Origin of the sequence: Pseudomonas sp. NPDC087615, assembly GCF_044743445.1 — a bacterium.
GTDB classification, from domain to species: domain Bacteria; phylum Pseudomonadota; class Gammaproteobacteria; order Pseudomonadales; family Pseudomonadaceae; genus Aquipseudomonas; species Aquipseudomonas baetica_A.
Genome location: NZ_JBIUWM010000039.1, coordinates 1 through 14,899, shown reverse-complemented (window position 1 = coordinate 14,899; position 14,899 = coordinate 1). Strand labels below are relative to the sequence as shown.

General features: G+C 58.9%; 11 protein-coding genes. 5 read left to right on the top strand and 6 right to left on the bottom strand.

Annotated elements, in window-relative coordinates; translation table 11 throughout:
• Window positions 1-237 precede the first annotated feature (237 nt).
• The 4 genes from putP to ACIOU6_RS18965 all read left to right on the top strand — a co-directional run bounded on the left by putP (window position 238) and on the right by ACIOU6_RS18965 (window position 5,371).
• Entirely contained in the window at window positions 238-1,722 is a 1,485-nt protein-coding gene (putP, locus tag ACIOU6_RS18980; protein WP_221731262.1) for a sodium/proline symporter PutP, read from the top strand.
• 289 nt (window positions 1,723-2,011) lie between these two features.
• Window positions 2,012-4,024 (top strand): type VI secretion system tip protein VgrG, encoded by a 2,013-nt coding sequence (locus tag ACIOU6_RS18975; protein ID WP_401138611.1) that lies wholly within the window; start codon window positions 2,012-2,014, stop codon window positions 4,022-4,024.
• Complete coding sequence (locus tag ACIOU6_RS18970; RefSeq protein ID WP_401138610.1) at window positions 4,014-4,718, top strand: DUF4123 domain-containing protein; 705 nt, start codon at window positions 4,014-4,016, stop codon at window positions 4,716-4,718. The genes ACIOU6_RS18975 and ACIOU6_RS18970 overlap by 11 nt, the downstream gene beginning before the upstream one ends.
• Window positions 4,719-5,050: 332 nt before the next feature.
• The gene (locus tag ACIOU6_RS18965; protein ID WP_123448335.1) at window positions 5,051-5,371 is read left to right on the top strand and encodes a hypothetical protein; all 321 of its coding nucleotides are present in this window, start codon (window positions 5,051-5,053) and stop codon (window positions 5,369-5,371) included.
• Window positions 5,372-5,474: 103 nt separating this feature from the next.
• On the opposite strand, the gene ACIOU6_RS18960 is transcribed toward ACIOU6_RS18965, so the two are convergent.
• Entirely contained in the window at window positions 5,475-5,888 is a 414-nt protein-coding gene (locus tag ACIOU6_RS18960) for a hypothetical protein (RefSeq protein WP_401138609.1), read from the bottom strand.
• Between the two features lie 163 nt (window positions 5,889-6,051).
• On the opposite strand from ACIOU6_RS18960, the gene ACIOU6_RS18955 reads away from it, so the two are divergent.
• Window positions 6,052-6,891, top strand: coding sequence for a 23S rRNA (adenine(2030)-N(6))-methyltransferase RlmJ (locus tag ACIOU6_RS18955; protein WP_221731257.1), 840 nt, complete (start codon window positions 6,052-6,054; stop codon window positions 6,889-6,891).
• Window positions 6,892-6,942: 51 nt separating this feature from the next.
• On the opposite strand, the gene msrA is transcribed toward ACIOU6_RS18955, so the two are convergent.
• From msrA to ACIOU6_RS18930, 5 genes are all read right to left on the bottom strand, one after another.
• Window positions 6,943-7,608 carry a peptide-methionine (S)-S-oxide reductase MsrA gene (gene msrA / locus ACIOU6_RS18950; protein WP_221731256.1) on the bottom strand — a complete coding sequence of 222 codons (666 nt, stop codon included), beginning with the start codon at window positions 7,606-7,608 and terminating at the stop codon, window positions 6,943-6,945.
• A gap of 109 nt (window positions 7,609-7,717) precedes the next feature.
• Window positions 7,718-10,414 carry a putative bifunctional diguanylate cyclase/phosphodiesterase gene (locus ACIOU6_RS18945; protein ID WP_401138608.1) on the bottom strand — a complete coding sequence of 899 codons (2,697 nt, stop codon included), beginning with the start codon at window positions 10,412-10,414 and terminating at the stop codon, window positions 7,718-7,720.
• A gap of 253 nt (window positions 10,415-10,667) precedes the next feature.
• Window positions 10,668-12,065 (bottom strand): alkaline phosphatase D family protein, encoded by a 1,398-nt coding sequence (locus tag ACIOU6_RS18940; protein ID WP_401138607.1) that lies wholly within the window; start codon window positions 12,063-12,065, stop codon window positions 10,668-10,670.
• A 281-nt stretch (window positions 12,066-12,346) separates the two neighbouring features.
• Window positions 12,347-14,317: a dihydrolipoyllysine-residue acetyltransferase gene (gene aceF / locus ACIOU6_RS18935; RefSeq protein ID WP_221731253.1), complete on the bottom strand. Its 1,971-nt coding sequence runs from the start codon at window positions 14,315-14,317 to the stop codon at window positions 12,347-12,349.
• A gap of 11 nt (window positions 14,318-14,328) precedes the next feature.
• On the bottom strand, window positions 14,329-14,899 hold a 571-nt coding region (locus tag ACIOU6_RS18930; protein ID WP_401138606.1), incomplete at its 5' end, for a transketolase-like TK C-terminal-containing protein.

The following is a 14,899-nucleotide window of genomic DNA, read 5'->3' as shown; positions in this document are numbered from 1 at the left end:
TGTCGATAAATCCGACTAGGTGCAACTTATTCGGTCGAAACTGGTTGCACCTTATTTGATTTGTTGCATAGCATTCGCGCCCAAGGTGCAACCGGGATACCCGGTGTACCGGCTGGTGGCTTTCCTGGGGAAACATCAGTCCTAAATGCGCGGGATACGGAATCGTCTGCCAAACTTAGTCGTTTGTGCACGATTCACCACCGTTGCTACATAAAAACAAAGCCAGGGCGTAACTCAATGAGCGTAAGCAATCCAACCCTGATCACGTTCGTGATCTACATCGCAGCAATGGTGCTGATCGGCTTGATGGCCTATCGCTCCACCAACAACCTTTCTGACTATATTCTTGGCGGCCGCAGCTTGGGCAGTGTCGTAACGGCCCTGTCTGCCGGTGCTTCCGACATGAGTGGCTGGTTGCTGATGGGCCTGCCGGGCGCCATCTACATGTCCGGTCTGTCTGAAGGCTGGATCGCCATCGGTCTGGTGATCGGCGCCTACCTGAACTGGCTGTTCGTCGCCGGCCGTCTGCGTGTGCAGACCGAGCACAACGGTGATGCCTTGACCCTGCCGGACTACTTCGCCAGCCGCTTCGAAGACAAAAGCGGCCTGCTGCGGATCATCTCGGCGATCGTGATTCTGGTGTTCTTCACCATCTACTGTGCTTCCGGCATCGTGGCCGGCGCCCGTCTGTTCGAAAGCACCTTCGGCATGTCTTACGAGACGGCGCTGTGGGCCGGTGCTGCGGCGACGATTGCCTACACCTTTATTGGCGGTTTCCTCGCGGTGAGCTGGACTGACACCGTGCAAGCCACGCTGATGATCTTCGCTCTGATCCTCACGCCGATCATCGTGCTGCTGGCGACCGGTGGCGTCGACACCACGTTCCTGGCCATCGAAGCCAAGGACCCAAGCAACTTCGACATGCTCAAGGGCACCACTTTCATCGGCATCATCTCGTTGATGGGCTGGGGTTTGGGCTACTTCGGTCAGCCTCACATCCTCGCGCGTTTCATGGCCGCTGATTCGGTGAAATCGATTGCCAAGGCTCGCCGCATCTCCATGACCTGGATGATCCTGTGCCTGGCTGGCACCGTGGCTGTTGGTTTCTTCGGTATCGCTTACTTCTCGGCGCACCCGGAAATGGCAGGCGCAGTCACCGAAAACCCTGAGCGTGTGTTCATCGAACTGACCAAGATCCTGTTCAACCCATGGGTTGCCGGTGTCCTGCTGTCGGCGATCCTGGCGGCAGTGATGAGTACCCTGAGCTGCCAGTTGCTGGTGTGCTCCAGTTCTCTGACGGAAGACTTCTACAAAACCTTCGTGCGCAAATCCGCTTCGCAAACCGAACTGGTCTGGGTCGGTCGCACCATGGTGCTGTTGGTCGCACTGATCGCTATCGGTCTGGCGTCCAATCCGGATAACCGTGTACTGGGTCTGGTGTCCTACGCCTGGGCCGGTTTCGGTGCCGCGTTTGGTCCGGTTGTACTGATCTCGGTGATCTGGAAAGGCATGACCCGCGACGGCGCACTGGCCGGTATCCTGGTCGGCGCGATCACCGTGGTGGTCTGGAAGCATTTCGAGCTGATGGGTCTGTACGAAATCATCCCGGGCTTCATCTTCGCCAGCCTGGCTATCTTCATCGTCAGCAAACTGGGCGAGCCAACCAAAGGCATGGTGCAGCGCTTCGAAGCGGCGGAAAAAGATTTCCACCTGAACAAGTGATTGTACTGAGCTGAGGCTCACAGAAAACGGCCCGTCTCCTACAAGAGGCGGGCCGTTTTTTTGTGCCTGCACTATCTCTGATTCACCACGACCCCCTATAGGAGCGAGCAGGCTCACTCTTATAGGGGGTCGTGGTGGTTTTGAGGGCTGTGTCTGTAGTCGGATGCGTCGACTTTCGGAGGATTATTCGACAGTAAAAGTAGGGGGAATCTGATTTTCCCGTCACCCGCTCAGCACCCCTTGCCCCTGATGCAGAATCGCCCGCCCTCATTCTGCAGAGAGACATCGGATGTTCGCGCCTGCCAATCAACCGCGTTTCACGTTGACCCTCGAAGGCGCCCAGCATGACCTCAAGGTTCTTGAGTTCACGGGCAAGGAAGCCATCAGCCAACCCTTTCGTTTTGAACTGGAACTGGTCAGCGAGCGGCCGGATCTGGACCTGGAAAGCCTGCTGCACTGTCAGGCGTTTCTGAGTTTTGATGCAGACGGTTCCGGCGTCCATGGTCAGATTTATCAGGTTGGGCAGGGCGACTCCGGGAAACGTCTGACGCGCTATCACGTAAGCCTTGTCCCGCGTCTGACATACCTTGGGCAGCGGATCAATCAGCGGATATTCCAGCATCAGACCGTGCCGCAGATCGTGGCGCAGATCCTTAAGGATCACGCGATTCTGCGCGATGCCTTTGAGTTTCACCTCGCCAGCGACTACCCGCAGCGTGAATATTGCGTGCAGTACGCCGAGAGCGATCTGGCGTTCATCCAGCGCCTGTGTGCGGAAGTCGGTATTCATTACCACTTTCAGCACAGTCCCGAAGGCCACTTGCTGGTGTTCGGCGATGATCAAACCGTGTTCCCGCGATTGGCGCAACCGAAGCTGTATTTGCCGGGAAGTGGCATGGCGGGCGGAGGGCCAGCGATCAAGCGTTTCAACGTTCGCGTGGAAACCCGTACCAGCGTAGTCACCCGGCGCGACTACAACTTTGAAAAGCCGCGCCTGCAACTGGAAAGCCGCATCGACGGCGAGCAGCGCCCGGTGCTGGAGGATTATCACTTTCCCGGACAATTCGATGATCGGGAAACCGGCAAACACCTGGCTCAACGTGCACTTGAGCGGCATGCCGCCGATTACCGTCAGGCCGAAGGCATCAGCGATGAGTCGGCACTGGTTAGCGGACATTTCCTGCAACTTACCGAGCATCCGCGTCAGGACTGGAACGATCTCTGGTTGCTGACGGCCATTGAACACCGTGGCCGACAGCCGCAAGTGCTGGAGGAATCGGTGAACAGTGATGGGGAAGAGTTCCAGGGTTACCGTAATACCTTTCTCGCCACACCGTGGGACGTGTTCTTTCGCCCAGCCTTGGGGGCGAAGCCGCAGGTGCGCGGGTATCAACCAGCCGTCGTCACCGGGCCTCAGGACAGCGAAATACATTGCGACGAATACGGTCGGGTCAAGGTGCAACTGGCCTGGGACCGTGACGGCGAGTTCAACGAACATTCCAGTTGCTGGCTGCGGGTCGCCACGGGTTGGGCGCACGACGGCTACGGCAGTGTGCTGATCCCAAGAGTCGGCATGGAAGTGCTGGTCGGGTTCATCGATGCCGATGCCGATAAACCGTTGGTAATGGGTTGCCTGCCAAACGCCGCCACCCCGGTACCGCTGGACCTGCCGGCCGAGAAAACCCGCAGCCTCTTCCGTAGCCAGAGCAGCCCCGGTGGCGGGGGCTACAACGAACTGCGCATCGAGGATAAAAAAGGCGCCGAGGAAATCTACCTGCGCGCCCAGCGCAACTGGACGCAGCATGTGCTGCACGATCAGCAGGTGCAGGTCGACAACCAGCGCAGCATCGTCGTCACCGGCACCGCCAAACATGAGCTTAAGGCCGATGAACAACGCATCACCCACGGCCAGCGCCAGACCGAGGTGAAGCAGGACGATCATCTGACGGTGGTGGGTGATCGGCATATCCGCGTGAGCAGTCAGGCGACCAGCGCCAGTGCGCAATTCCACGTCAGCGCCGGCCAGCAAGTGGTGATCGACGGCGGCGCGAGCGCGACGATTCAGGCGGGCGGGAAGTGGATCAACATCGGCCCCGGCGGGATTTTCAGCAGCGTACCGATTGTTGTGGGTGGCGCGCCGATGGCGGCGATGAGTGCGGCGCCGAGTGTGCCGGGGTTGCCGGATACATTGGCGGCGGCGCCGGCGGCAATGCTGACGGCCGCGCAAATCATGAGTTTTAAAGGCGATGCGCCGTTCTGCGAAGAGTGCGAGCGCTGCAAGGACGGTGTCTGTGCAGCCTGACTTGCTTGAGCCGCGCGCATGGTTGGCGCGTGAACCGCTGAAACCGGCAGAGCAGTTGTTCGCGATCTTCAGCAATGCCAGTGATGCCAAGCCGCCGCCGGTGACATCGAGCCCGATCTGGGCGGACACGATTTACGCCGAGTGGGACGCGGTGATGCCCTATGTGGGAATTGTCGCGGCGGACAGTGAGTTTCTGGATTGGGTGGCGACTACCGAGTCCCGTGACTGGGGCTGGTTGGCGGTGTCTTCGGCGAGCCTGGAAGTGGTGGTCGAGCATTTTCGCAGCCTGACTCAGGTGCTGATGCCGAGCGGTAAAACGGTGTTTTTTCGGTTTTGGGATGGGCGGTTTTTGTTGCCGATCTTGCAGTCCGATGCAGTGGATGCGGCGCAGCTTTTGCCGATGATTTCACGCGGACTGATCAATGGTCAGGCCTTGGACATCGGGGGGCGGGCGCAGGTTTCGGGGCGTGTGTTTCCTTGGTGGACGGTGCCTGACTCGGTGTTGGCTTCGGCGGGGAATGACGTCCGGGTGGGCAACGCCGTGCAGTGGCTGAGCGAGGAGCATCCCGCATTGTTCGAGGCATTTCCCGAGGCGGTTTTGCGCTGCAAGATCGGGCAGTTTTTTCAGCGTTCAACGTCGGAAGAATCGTCGCAATCGGCGTTGTTGGCGTATTTGCTGGCAGAGTCGGAGTGACATTTCCGGGCGAAGGCTTCGGACGTTTCCTTCGAGTTGCGGCGGTTTTCATGAACTGGTGGGCGATGGGTTGCAGGGATAGTCTTTTCGTTGTCACTGCGAGAGTGGTGGCAGGGTGTAGGAACCCTCGCTTTCATGACGTTACAGTTCGTTGGATTTTTGCGGCACTTGATTCAAGTCCGTAAGATCGTTCGCGGCGGCTGTGCGTGGGACACGCTTCGGCGTGACCGAGGTCCATGATTGCTCGGTTCCTACTCTTGCGCACAGCTGCCACCCAAACCTGTAGGAAGGTGCGTTGGCGACTTACGTTTATCAATCATGGAGCTAACAAAATGACGACTTTGCATCCCGATCCACCCTACGAAAAAATCATCCCCCATCCCGACAATCGCTTCATGGCCCTCACCGGCAATTGCAGCGACATGCCCACCCTGTTCATCGACACCCACGTCCCCTCCGACATCCTGATGGACGCTGCCAACCATCGCATCCGCACGGTCGTCCAGGTGCTGGAAAACCTGTGCATGCGCGGCTCGATCGAGTGCGACTCGATGATCCTCAGCGACTTCGCCCAGCTCTGCGTGATTCCGTTACGTGATGGGTGTGATGTCCTCGATGTCATCGGCAAGCGGTTGCGCGCGATGCCTTCCTGAATTTTCAGGAGCAAGATCAAAAGATCGCAGCCTTCGGCAGCTCATAGAATTCCCTGTAGGCGCTGCCGAAGGCTGCGATCTTTTGACGTTGAGGGTACGGCAGTCAGTCTGCGATGTAGCGATCCTGAGTCTTGATAAAACTGTCGAAAGCCTCTGAGTTGTAGACCTCCAGGCACCCATAAAAAACGACATTGCTGTTCGAGTGTTTGCTGATCGACGGTGTCTGCTCGTAGGCCGCATACACATAGTTTCTGGTTTCTTTATATGGATCGTGCAGCGCTTGCAGCGTGTCTTCATTTTGCAGGACGGATTGCATGCCTTTGCCCATGAACGAGTAAGCACCAGCGGACAGACCGATGTCCTTTTTCAATGCTGAATTTTCTTTGAATGGCTTCAGGATGCAGTGACTCAAACCGTAGTTCTTGAGCATTTGGCGGGCCTGCGCAATGTGGTTTTCGCCCGAAACAGCGTGCATTGAGCCGATCAGGCACAGAGAGAAAAAGATCGGGTGACGCATGGGGTGGACTTCCTGTCGGCGAGTACCTGCCAGTTAAGCGAGATAAATGACCTGTGGCGAGGGGGGTGGGTCAGATTCTTAACATGTAAGAGGCCGCTCGGCCGCCAACCCCTGACTTGCCGGCCGGTAAAAGGTAAACTTTGCGCCCTTCGCAGGAGCAGCCATGAATTATCGTCACGCCTTCCATGCCGGCAATCACGCCGATGTGTTCAAACACCTGACCTTGACCCGCCTCATCGCCCTGATGTCGCGCAAGGAGCAGCCGTTTGCCTATCTCGACAGCCACGCCGGCATCGGTCTGTATGACTTGCAGGGCGATCAGGCCAATCGCACCGGCGAGTACCTGGAAGGCATCGCGCGGTTGTGGGATCAGCCCGACTTGCCGGCGCTGACCGCCGATTACATGAAGGTGCTGCACGCGATGAACCCGGATGGCCAGTTGCGCTATTACCCGGGCTCGCCGGAGCTGGCGCGACGTCTGACCCGCCCGCAGGATCGGCTGATGCTCAACGAGAAGCACCCGCAAGACGGCGTGCTGCTCAAGGACAACATGGCCGGCGATCGTCGGGTGAAAGTTCATCTGGGCGAGGGCTGGCATGTGGCGCGGGCGATGTTGCCTGTGCAGGAGAAGCGTGCGGTGATGTTGATTGACCCGCCGTTCGAACAGCTCGATGAAATGCAGCGGTGTGCGGCATCGATGAAAGAGGCGATTGGCCGGATGCGCCAAACCGTGGCGGCGATCTGGTATCCGGTGAAGGATCAGCGCGCGTTGCGCCGTTTCTATCAGGACTTGGCTGGCACCGGTGCGCCGAAGTTGCTGCGCGTGGAGTTGCTGGTGCATCCGCTGGACACGCCGAACAGCCTGAACGGCTCCGGGATGGCGATTGCCAATCCGCCGTGGGGGCTGGAGGAAGAGTTGCGTGAGTTGCTGCCGTGGCTGTCCAAGAAATTGGGCCAGACCCAGGGTGGGTGGCAGATGGATTGGTTGATTGCCGAGAGCTGATCACTGAGTGATCGTTCCCACGCGTAGCGTGGGAACGATCAGCAAAGGGGTTTAATTACCCGCCAGGCTCGGTGGCATGCACACGCCGGTGCCGCCAATCCCGCAGTAACCTTCCGGATTTTTCGCCAGATACTGCTGGTGATACGCCTCGGCGAAGTACACGGTCGGTGCCTGTTCGATCTCGGTGCTGATTTCACCCAGGCCCGCCTTCGACAGCTCAGCCTGATAGGTCGCCTTGCTCTTCAGCGCCGCTTCCAGATGTGCAGGGCTGGTCGCGTAGATCACCGAGCGGTACTGGGTGCCGATGTCGTTGCCCTGACGCATGCCCTGCGTCGGGTTGTGCAGTTCCCAGAACATCGCCAGCAGCTCTTCGTAGCTGACCTTGGCCTTGTCATACACCACCAGCACCACTTCAGCGTGGCCGGTCAGGCCTGAGCAGACTTCTTCGTAAGTCGGGTTCGGCGTGAAACCGCCGGCGTAACCGACCACGGTGCTGACCACGCCTTCACGCTGCCAGAAGCGGCGTTCGGCGCCCCAGAAGCAACCCAGACCGAAAATCGCAAAATCGACGTCCTGGAAAAACGGGCCAAGCAGCGGGGTTTCTTCGAAGACGAAGTGTTTTTCCGGCAGGGTCATCGCGGTTTCGCGGCCGGGCAGAGCTTGATCTTTAGTCGGGAGCACGTTTTTGTTCACCAGAATTTCCGAGCGCAGAACCATGATCGTTCCTCTCAGTCAGGATGGGATGTAAAAAGTCAGACCGCCAGTGTGCCCAATGATGCCCAGTTAATCACTAGTCAAAATGTGCGGCTTTCTCACGGGGGAGGGGTTAAAGGCAGAGCGGGCCGCGTGGGTAGCGTTTGAGGGCCTGTATCAGCTCGGCGCCCGGGATCGGCCGGTCGAACAGGTAGCCTTGGCCGACATCGCAGCGATGACGACGCAGGAACGCCAGTTGTTCGGCTGTCTCGATACCTTCGGCCACGACTTTGAGTTTCAGGTTGTGGGCCATGGCGATCACCGCGGAGGTGATTTCCATGTCGTCCTGGTTGTCGGGGATTTCGTGGATGAAGCTGCGATCGATCTTGATGACATCGATCGGGAATTTTTTCAGGTAGCTGAGCGACGAGTAACCGGTGCCGAAGTCGTCCATGGCCAGGGTCAGACCCAGGCGCTTGAGCTGATCGAGTTGCAAGTGCGTGTCTTCGGTGGCTTCGAGCAGCAGGCCTTCGGTCAGTTCCAGTTCGAGCAGATTGGCCGGCAGCGCTTCTTCCTTGAGGATGTTGGCGATGGAGGAGACCAGGTCAGGGTCGGAGAACTGCTTGGGCGACAGATTGATCGCCACTTGCAGATTGCCCATGCCGGCGGCTGTCAGGGCTTTGCTCATGCGACAGGCCTGACGGGCGATCCATTTGCCGATCGGAATGATCAGGCCGGTTTCTTCGGCGACACTGATGAACTGGTCCGGGCGAATCATTCCGCGTTCCGGGTGATTCCAGCGCAGCAGCGCTTCCATGCCCAGCAGGCGACCACTGCGCAAGCACAGTTTTGGCTGGTAGAACACGTCCAGTTCATTCTGGGTCAGGGCGCGGCGCAGGTTGTTCTCAACGAACAATTTGTAACTGGCCTCGGCATTCAGCGCCTCGGTGAAGACTTGCACCTGATGTTTGCCGTTGGCCTTGGCTTTGTGCAGGGCCAAACCGGCGTTACGCATCAGGGTTTGTGGATCACGGCCGTGCAGCGGCGCGCAGGCCAGGCCTACGGAGCCGGTGACGCTGATCAATTGGTTGTCGACGAACATCGGTTTGTCGAGGGTCATCAGCAACTGGCTGGCGATCTGTTGGCCGGCCTCAAGGTCGGTGTTGTCGAGCAACACAGCGAATTCGTTACTGGCGAAACGGGCGAGGCTGCCGCTCGGGCTCAGGCTGTTGCGCAGACGGCGGGCGAGGCTGATCAGCAGTTTGTCGCCGGTCTGATGGCCGAGGCTGTCGTTGATCCGTTTGAAATTGTCGATGTCCACCAGCAGCAGGCTGATCGGGGTGTCGCTATCCCGGGCGAAGCGCTCGTCCAGATTGCGAATAAATGCAGGCCGGTTGCCGAGGTTGGTCAGGTTGTCGGTGTACGCCAAACGCTCGATGCGTTGCTGCGCCAATTTGGTCTGGGTGATGTCTTCGTAGATGCCGATGTAATGGGTCAGCTCACGGTTGTCGCCGTAAACCTTGGAGATCGACAACTGGCCCCAGTACGGTTCGAGGTTTTTGCGGCGGCTCTTGAATTCGCCCTGCCAGCTGTTGCTCTTGGCCAGCGCCGAGGGCGCGTCGAACAGCAGCTCGCTGAGGTTTTCCAGGGCCGGCAGTTCCGAGAGACGCTGGCCGTGGACTTCCTCGGTGGTGTACTGGGTGATGGCGGTGAAGCTGGGGTTGACGTACTCGACCACGCCGTCGCAGTTGACCAGCAAAAAAGCGTTGGCACTTTGCTCGACCGCACGCTGGAACAGGTGCAGGGCGCTGGTGGCGGTGCGGCGATTGTGGTTGTTGATCACTTGTGCGAACTGGTCGGCCAACTCACCGGCGAAGGCAATCTCGTCGGACTGCCAGGCGCGGGTGACACCGGTCTGTTCCAGACACAACACGCCGACTACTTGGCCGTCGACGCGGATGCTGGCGTCGAGCATGGCATTGACGTCACGCGGGCGCAGGGCCTCGGCCATTTCGCGGGTGCGCGGGTCGCGCATCGCGTTGTGGGCGTCAATGGCGCGGCTACTGTGCAGCGCCTCCATATAGTCGGGGAAGCTGCTGACGTCGATCACGTCGGGCAGGATGTACTCCTGCGTCGCGCGGTGGTAAGCCGAGATCGGCACCAGTTGCTGGCCGTCGAGGTTCCACAGGCTGGCGCAGTCGATTTCGTAGATATCGCAGGCACAGCGGGTGATCAGTTCGGCAGCTTCCTGCAGCGAGTTGTGCGAGCTGTAGCGTTGGCGGGTGAGCAGCAGAATCAAATCTTGCTGGGCACGTACGCGTTCGAGATGTTGCAGTTGTTCCTGCTGGGCGCGCTGGTTCAGTTCAAGAGCGATTTGCAGGCGGGAATTCTGGGTTTCGAGGTCAACGGAGGGCAGTGGCGGCGCATCGTCAAAGACGTTATCAACCGCCAGCAGATAGCCGCGCAGCAGATGACGGTTGTGCTGTTTATACGCCTCGCCGAGTTCGAGGATGCTCAACACGCCTGCCATGGTGTGCAACGTGTAGCGCACCAGATAGTGCGGCCCCGTGCTGAGTTGCTGCTGGATCGCGTCATGCAGTTGATAACGCGCTTCGGGCTCCATCAGGCTGGCGTAAGGCGAGCCAACCAGTGCGCAGAGTTCGACGGCCGGTTGACCGAACTGGCGTTCGCAGTTGGGATCAAGAAACAGCATCGCCCAACTGGCTTCATTCAAGCGCTCGAAACGCAGCATGCCGAGCCGGGAGGGCACAGGCAACTGTGTCACTACCTCGGCCACCATACGGCTGGCGGCATCGGGTTGGCTCTTCATGAAGGAAACTCGCTTGGAAATATGCTGAACGCGCCGGGCTCTCGCCCTCTTTACTGTTGCCTGCGGCAAGGTTGCATCATTGCGGCACTGACTGACAAGAGTGATGAAGGCCAAGTGCTATAAGAATGTGTCGGCTGCTCGGAGCATTTCTGCAGTGGGTGCGATAAAAGAGCCAAAGATCGCAGCTTGCGGCAGTGCCTACAGGGGGTTGAAACTTATGCAGGCGCTGCCGAAGACTGCGTTTTTTTGCGTTTCAGCGCAGTTTCAGGCTGATGGTTTGCAGCTTTTTGCCGTCGCGATCGTGGTAATTGACCAAAATTTGATCAGTCTCGACCACCAGGTGGGCGAAGTTGTCCTTGCTGACCACCTCGCTGGTCAATTCATGCATATAGTCGCCCGCCGCCGTGCGCACCAACGGCTGATCAAGGATGAAGGTGGACGCCTTGGCGTACGGCAAGAGTTTGCTGTTGCACAGCGGCGAGGAAACGATGGTGTGGACTTCAAAGTCCGGGTCTTGGCTGTGTGTCAGGCGCGACGTCAGTGAGCCGTGTACGTCGCCAGAAACGAACACGACATTCTTGATCTGTCGGGTGCGGATGGTTTCGAGCAGGCGCAGACGCTGTTCCGGAAAGGCTTTCCAGGCGTCATCGCCGTGAAGCTTGCGATCCGGGTAGAACATGACGCTGGTGACCACGAACTTGACCCGTGCCGGGCTGTTGATCAGCCATTTAAGCAATGCTTGCTCTTGCGCCTCATCGAGAATGCGGCGGTCACTGGCTGACACGTTGCGGCGAGTGCGACTGTCGGTCACAAACCACTCGATATCGCCGTCGCTGAATTGATACCAATAATGCTTAAGCGTTGAACGATCAACTTGACCACTCGTTGTGAGTGAGTGTGCCGGGCTGTGACTGACTTGATACAACTCATAAGCGGCCATGGCATTGCGATACAACTCGTGATCGGATTTACCGGCGTTTGCCGGCCAGTTGTCTTCGATCTCATGATCATCAAGAATCATGTAGGTCGAAGTAGTTGACATCAGTCGTTGTATGTTGGGTTGTGAAAACGCTGCGCGGTACTTTGCAAGAATATCTTTATATTCCCGATCCGGTGCAATCAGGTTCAGGTCATCGACATAGATTTGGTCTCCCGTCATGAGCGTTGCACTGATCGGCGGCTGTGCGCCTTCGATCAACTGGTTTATAGATGCAAAGATCCGGTCGCCTAAATGGGGCAGCGATGCGATACCTGCTGTCATGCGCAGGTAGCGGCATGAGCCGACGATGTAAGCACGAGGTTGCAAGGCCTTGCTGGAGCGGGTGCGAAACCGGTAAATCTCCCTCGGCCACTGCAGCGGCAACTCCGCCACACTGTGGACGGTATGCACGGGATTCATCGGGCTGAACCATACCGCCTGGTACTCATACTCGGTATCAGTACTCAAGTTGTTGAGTGTCAGTACTTCCATCATGTCGCGTAGCGCGCTTAACTTGGCGAATGTGCCTTTTGACCAGTGTTGTGATCCGGAACTGCGGTAACGGATTGCAGCAAATACTGCTGCATTGCTTTGATAGTCGCCGCGAATAAGGATTCGCGCATGGTTAGTTGTGATGTGGCCGATGAGTGGGCCGATAGTCGGTTTGAACATGTTCGAATCCATTCGAATTAACGTTTGATTGGGAATAACTAAGGCAAGAATTTTTAATTAACTTTGCTGTATCAAGACTAGTTATGTAGGGGACAAAAATATCGTCGCGAAGTGGACGGTGGTCGTAGCTGATGTCAGTACAACCTGTGGGAAAAAACCGCAGCATGGTTTTCGCGAGACAAAAAAAAGCCCCGTCAAACTGACGGGGTTGAGGTGCGAGCGTGTGGCGCTCGAAAACGTGAAGCACAAGCGGCCCTCCGTTACCGGAGGGCCGCTTGGGATTACAGCAGGATGGTGCGGATGTCCGCCAGCAGGCTGCCCAGACGCTGGGTGAAGCGTGCAGCGGCGGCGCCGTTGATCACACGGTGATCGTAGGACAGCGACAGTGGCAGCATCAGTTTCGGCTGGAAGGCTTTGCCGTCCCAGACTGGCTGGATGGTTGCCTTGGAAACACCGAGGATCGCCACTTCCGGCGCGTTGACGATCGGCGTGAAGCCGGTGCCGCCAATGTGGCCGAGGCTGGAAATGGTGAAGCAGGCGCCTTGCATGTCGTCAGCGGTGAGCTTCTTGTCGCGGGCCTTGGCGGCCAGCGCAGCGGCTTCGGCGGCCAGTTGCAACAGGCTCTTCTGGTCGACGTTCTTGATGACCGGTACCAGCAGGCCATCCGGGGTGTCGACGGCGAAGCCGATGTTCACGTATTTCTTGCGGATGATCGCTTTGCCGCTTGGCGCCAGCGAACTGTTGAAGTCCGGCAGTTCCTTGAGCATGTGCGCGCATGACTTGAGCAGCAGCGGCAGGATGGTCAGCTTGACGCCAGCCTTCTCTGCAACGGCTTTCTGGGCAACGCGGAACGCTTCCAGCTCGGTGATATCAGCCGAGTCGAATTGAGTCACGTGCGGGATGTTCAGCCAGCTGCGGTGCAGGCTCGACGCGCCGATCTGCATCAGGCGAGTCATCGGCACTTCTTCGATTTCGCCGAAACGGCTGAAGTCGACGACCGGAATCGGCGGGATGCCTGCGCCACCGGTTGCGCCAGCAGCAGCGGCCGGTGCTTCCTTGGCCTTCTGCATCATCGCTTTGACGTAAACCTGCACGTCTTCTTTGAGGATGCGACCGTGTGGACCGCTGGCGCCGACAGCGTTCAGTTCAACACCGAACTCACGGGCCAGTTGACGCACGGCAGGGCCGGCGTGCACTTTGGCGCCCGGCTTGGCCGGCGCCGCAACCGGCGCGGCAGCAGCAGGTGCAGCGGCTGCCGGAGCAGCAGCGGCAGGCGCAGGAGCACTTGGCGCAGCAGCGGCTGGAGCCGGGGCAGCAGCAGGGGCCGCGCCTTTGACTTTCAGCTTGAGGATCAGGTCGCCGGTGCCGACTTCGTCGTCCAGCTTGATGGAAACGCTTTCCACCACGCCAGCAGCAGGCGATGGAATTTCCATGCTCGCCTTGTCGGATTCCAGAGTGATCAGCGATTGATCAGCCTCGACGGTGTCGCCAGCCTTGACCAACACTTCGATGATCTTGGCCTTACCGGCCGAGCCGATGTCCGGAACGTGGATGTCCTGAACGCTGTCGGCTACAGGTGCCGCTGGAGCGGCAGCAGGAGCCGGCGCAGCAGCAGCGGCTGGCGCAGCGGCCTGAGCTGGAGCGGCTGCAGCCGGTGCCGCAGCACCTGCCACTTCCAGATCCAGAATCAGGTCGCCCGTGCCGACTTCGTCGTTGAGCTTGACGCTGATGGCCTTGACCACGCCCGCAGCAGGCGACGGGATTTCCATGCTGGCCTTGTCGGACTCCAGGGTGATCAACGATTGATCAGCCTCGACGGTGTCGCCGACCTTGACCTGAATCTCGATGATCTGGGCCTTGCCCGACGAACCGATGTCCGGCACGTGCACTTGCTGAACCGAAGCGGCAGCAGGGGCAGCAGGGGCAGCGGCTGGCGCGGCAGCAGCAGGTGCGGCGGCCGGTTTTTCTTCGGCTTTGGCAGCAGGCGCGGCGGCAGGCGCAGGGGCCGCTTGCGCGGCGCCCTCGACTTCCAGCTCAAGCAGTTCGTCGCCTTCTTTCAGGCGGTCGCCCAGCTTCACTTTCAGGCTTTTGATGACGCCAGCCTTCGGGGCCGGCACTTCCATGCTGGCCTTGTCCGATTCCAGAGTCAGGATGCTCTGGTCGGCTTCGATGCGGTCGCCGACCTTCACAAACAGTTCAATTACTTCACCTTCACCGCTGCCGATGTCAGGTACGCGAATGAGTTCGCTCACAGAGTTTCTCCTCAGCAGTCCAGTGGGTTGCGTTTTTCCGGGTCGATGCCGAACTTGGTGATGGCTTCAGCCACGACCTTAGGTTCGATATCGCCACGGTCAGCCAGTGCTTCCAGGGCTGCCAGCACCACGAAATGACGGTCGACTTCGAAGAAATGACGCAGTTTCTTGCGGCTGTCGCTGCGGCCGAAACCGTCGGTGCCCAGGACTTTGAATTCCTTGGACGGTACCCACTGACGGATCTGCTCGGCGAACAGCTTCATGTAGTCGGTAGAGGCGATAACCGGACCTTTACGGCCGCTCAGGCACTCTTCAACGTAGCTCTGCTTAGGCTTCTGGCCAGGCTTCAGACGGTTGCTGCGCTCTACGGCCAGGCCGTCGCGACGCAGTTCGTTGAAGCTGGTGACGCTCCACACGTCGGCGCCGACGTTGAACTCTTCACGCAGAATCTTCGCCGCTTCACGCACTTCACGCAGGATGGTGCCGGAGCCCATCAGCTGTACGTGGTGTGCCGCTTCGCGGGTGTCTTCTTCGAGCAGGTACATGCCTTTCTTGATGCCTTCTTCGGCACCGGCCGGCATG

What these genes read in the sequence shown, in the direction of transcription:
- putP (WP_221731262.1), top strand. Translation starts at nt 238, where the DNA reads ATGAGCGTAAGCAATCCAACCCTGATCACGTTCGTGATCTACATCGCA.
- ACIOU6_RS18975 (WP_401138611.1), top strand. Translation starts at nt 2,012, where the DNA reads ATGTTCGCGCCTGCCAATCAACCGCGTTTCACGTTGACCCTCGAAGGC.
- ACIOU6_RS18965 (WP_123448335.1), top strand. Translation starts at nt 5,051, where the DNA reads ATGACGACTTTGCATCCCGATCCACCCTACGAAAAAATCATCCCCCAT.
- ACIOU6_RS18960 (WP_401138609.1), bottom strand. Translation starts at nt 5,888, where the DNA reads ATGCGTCACCCGATCTTTTTCTCTCTGTGCCTGATCGGCTCAATGCAC.
- ACIOU6_RS18955 (WP_221731257.1), top strand. Translation starts at nt 6,052, where the DNA reads ATGAATTATCGTCACGCCTTCCATGCCGGCAATCACGCCGATGTGTTC.
- msrA (WP_221731256.1), bottom strand. Translation starts at nt 7,608, where the DNA reads ATGGTTCTGCGCTCGGAAATTCTGGTGAACAAAAACGTGCTCCCGACT.
- ACIOU6_RS18945 (WP_401138608.1), bottom strand. Translation starts at nt 10,414, where the DNA reads ATGAAGAGCCAACCCGATGCCGCCAGCCGTATGGTGGCCGAGGTAGTG.
- ACIOU6_RS18940 (WP_401138607.1), bottom strand. Translation starts at nt 12,065, where the DNA reads ATGTTCAAACCGACTATCGGCCCACTCATCGGCCACATCACAACTAAC.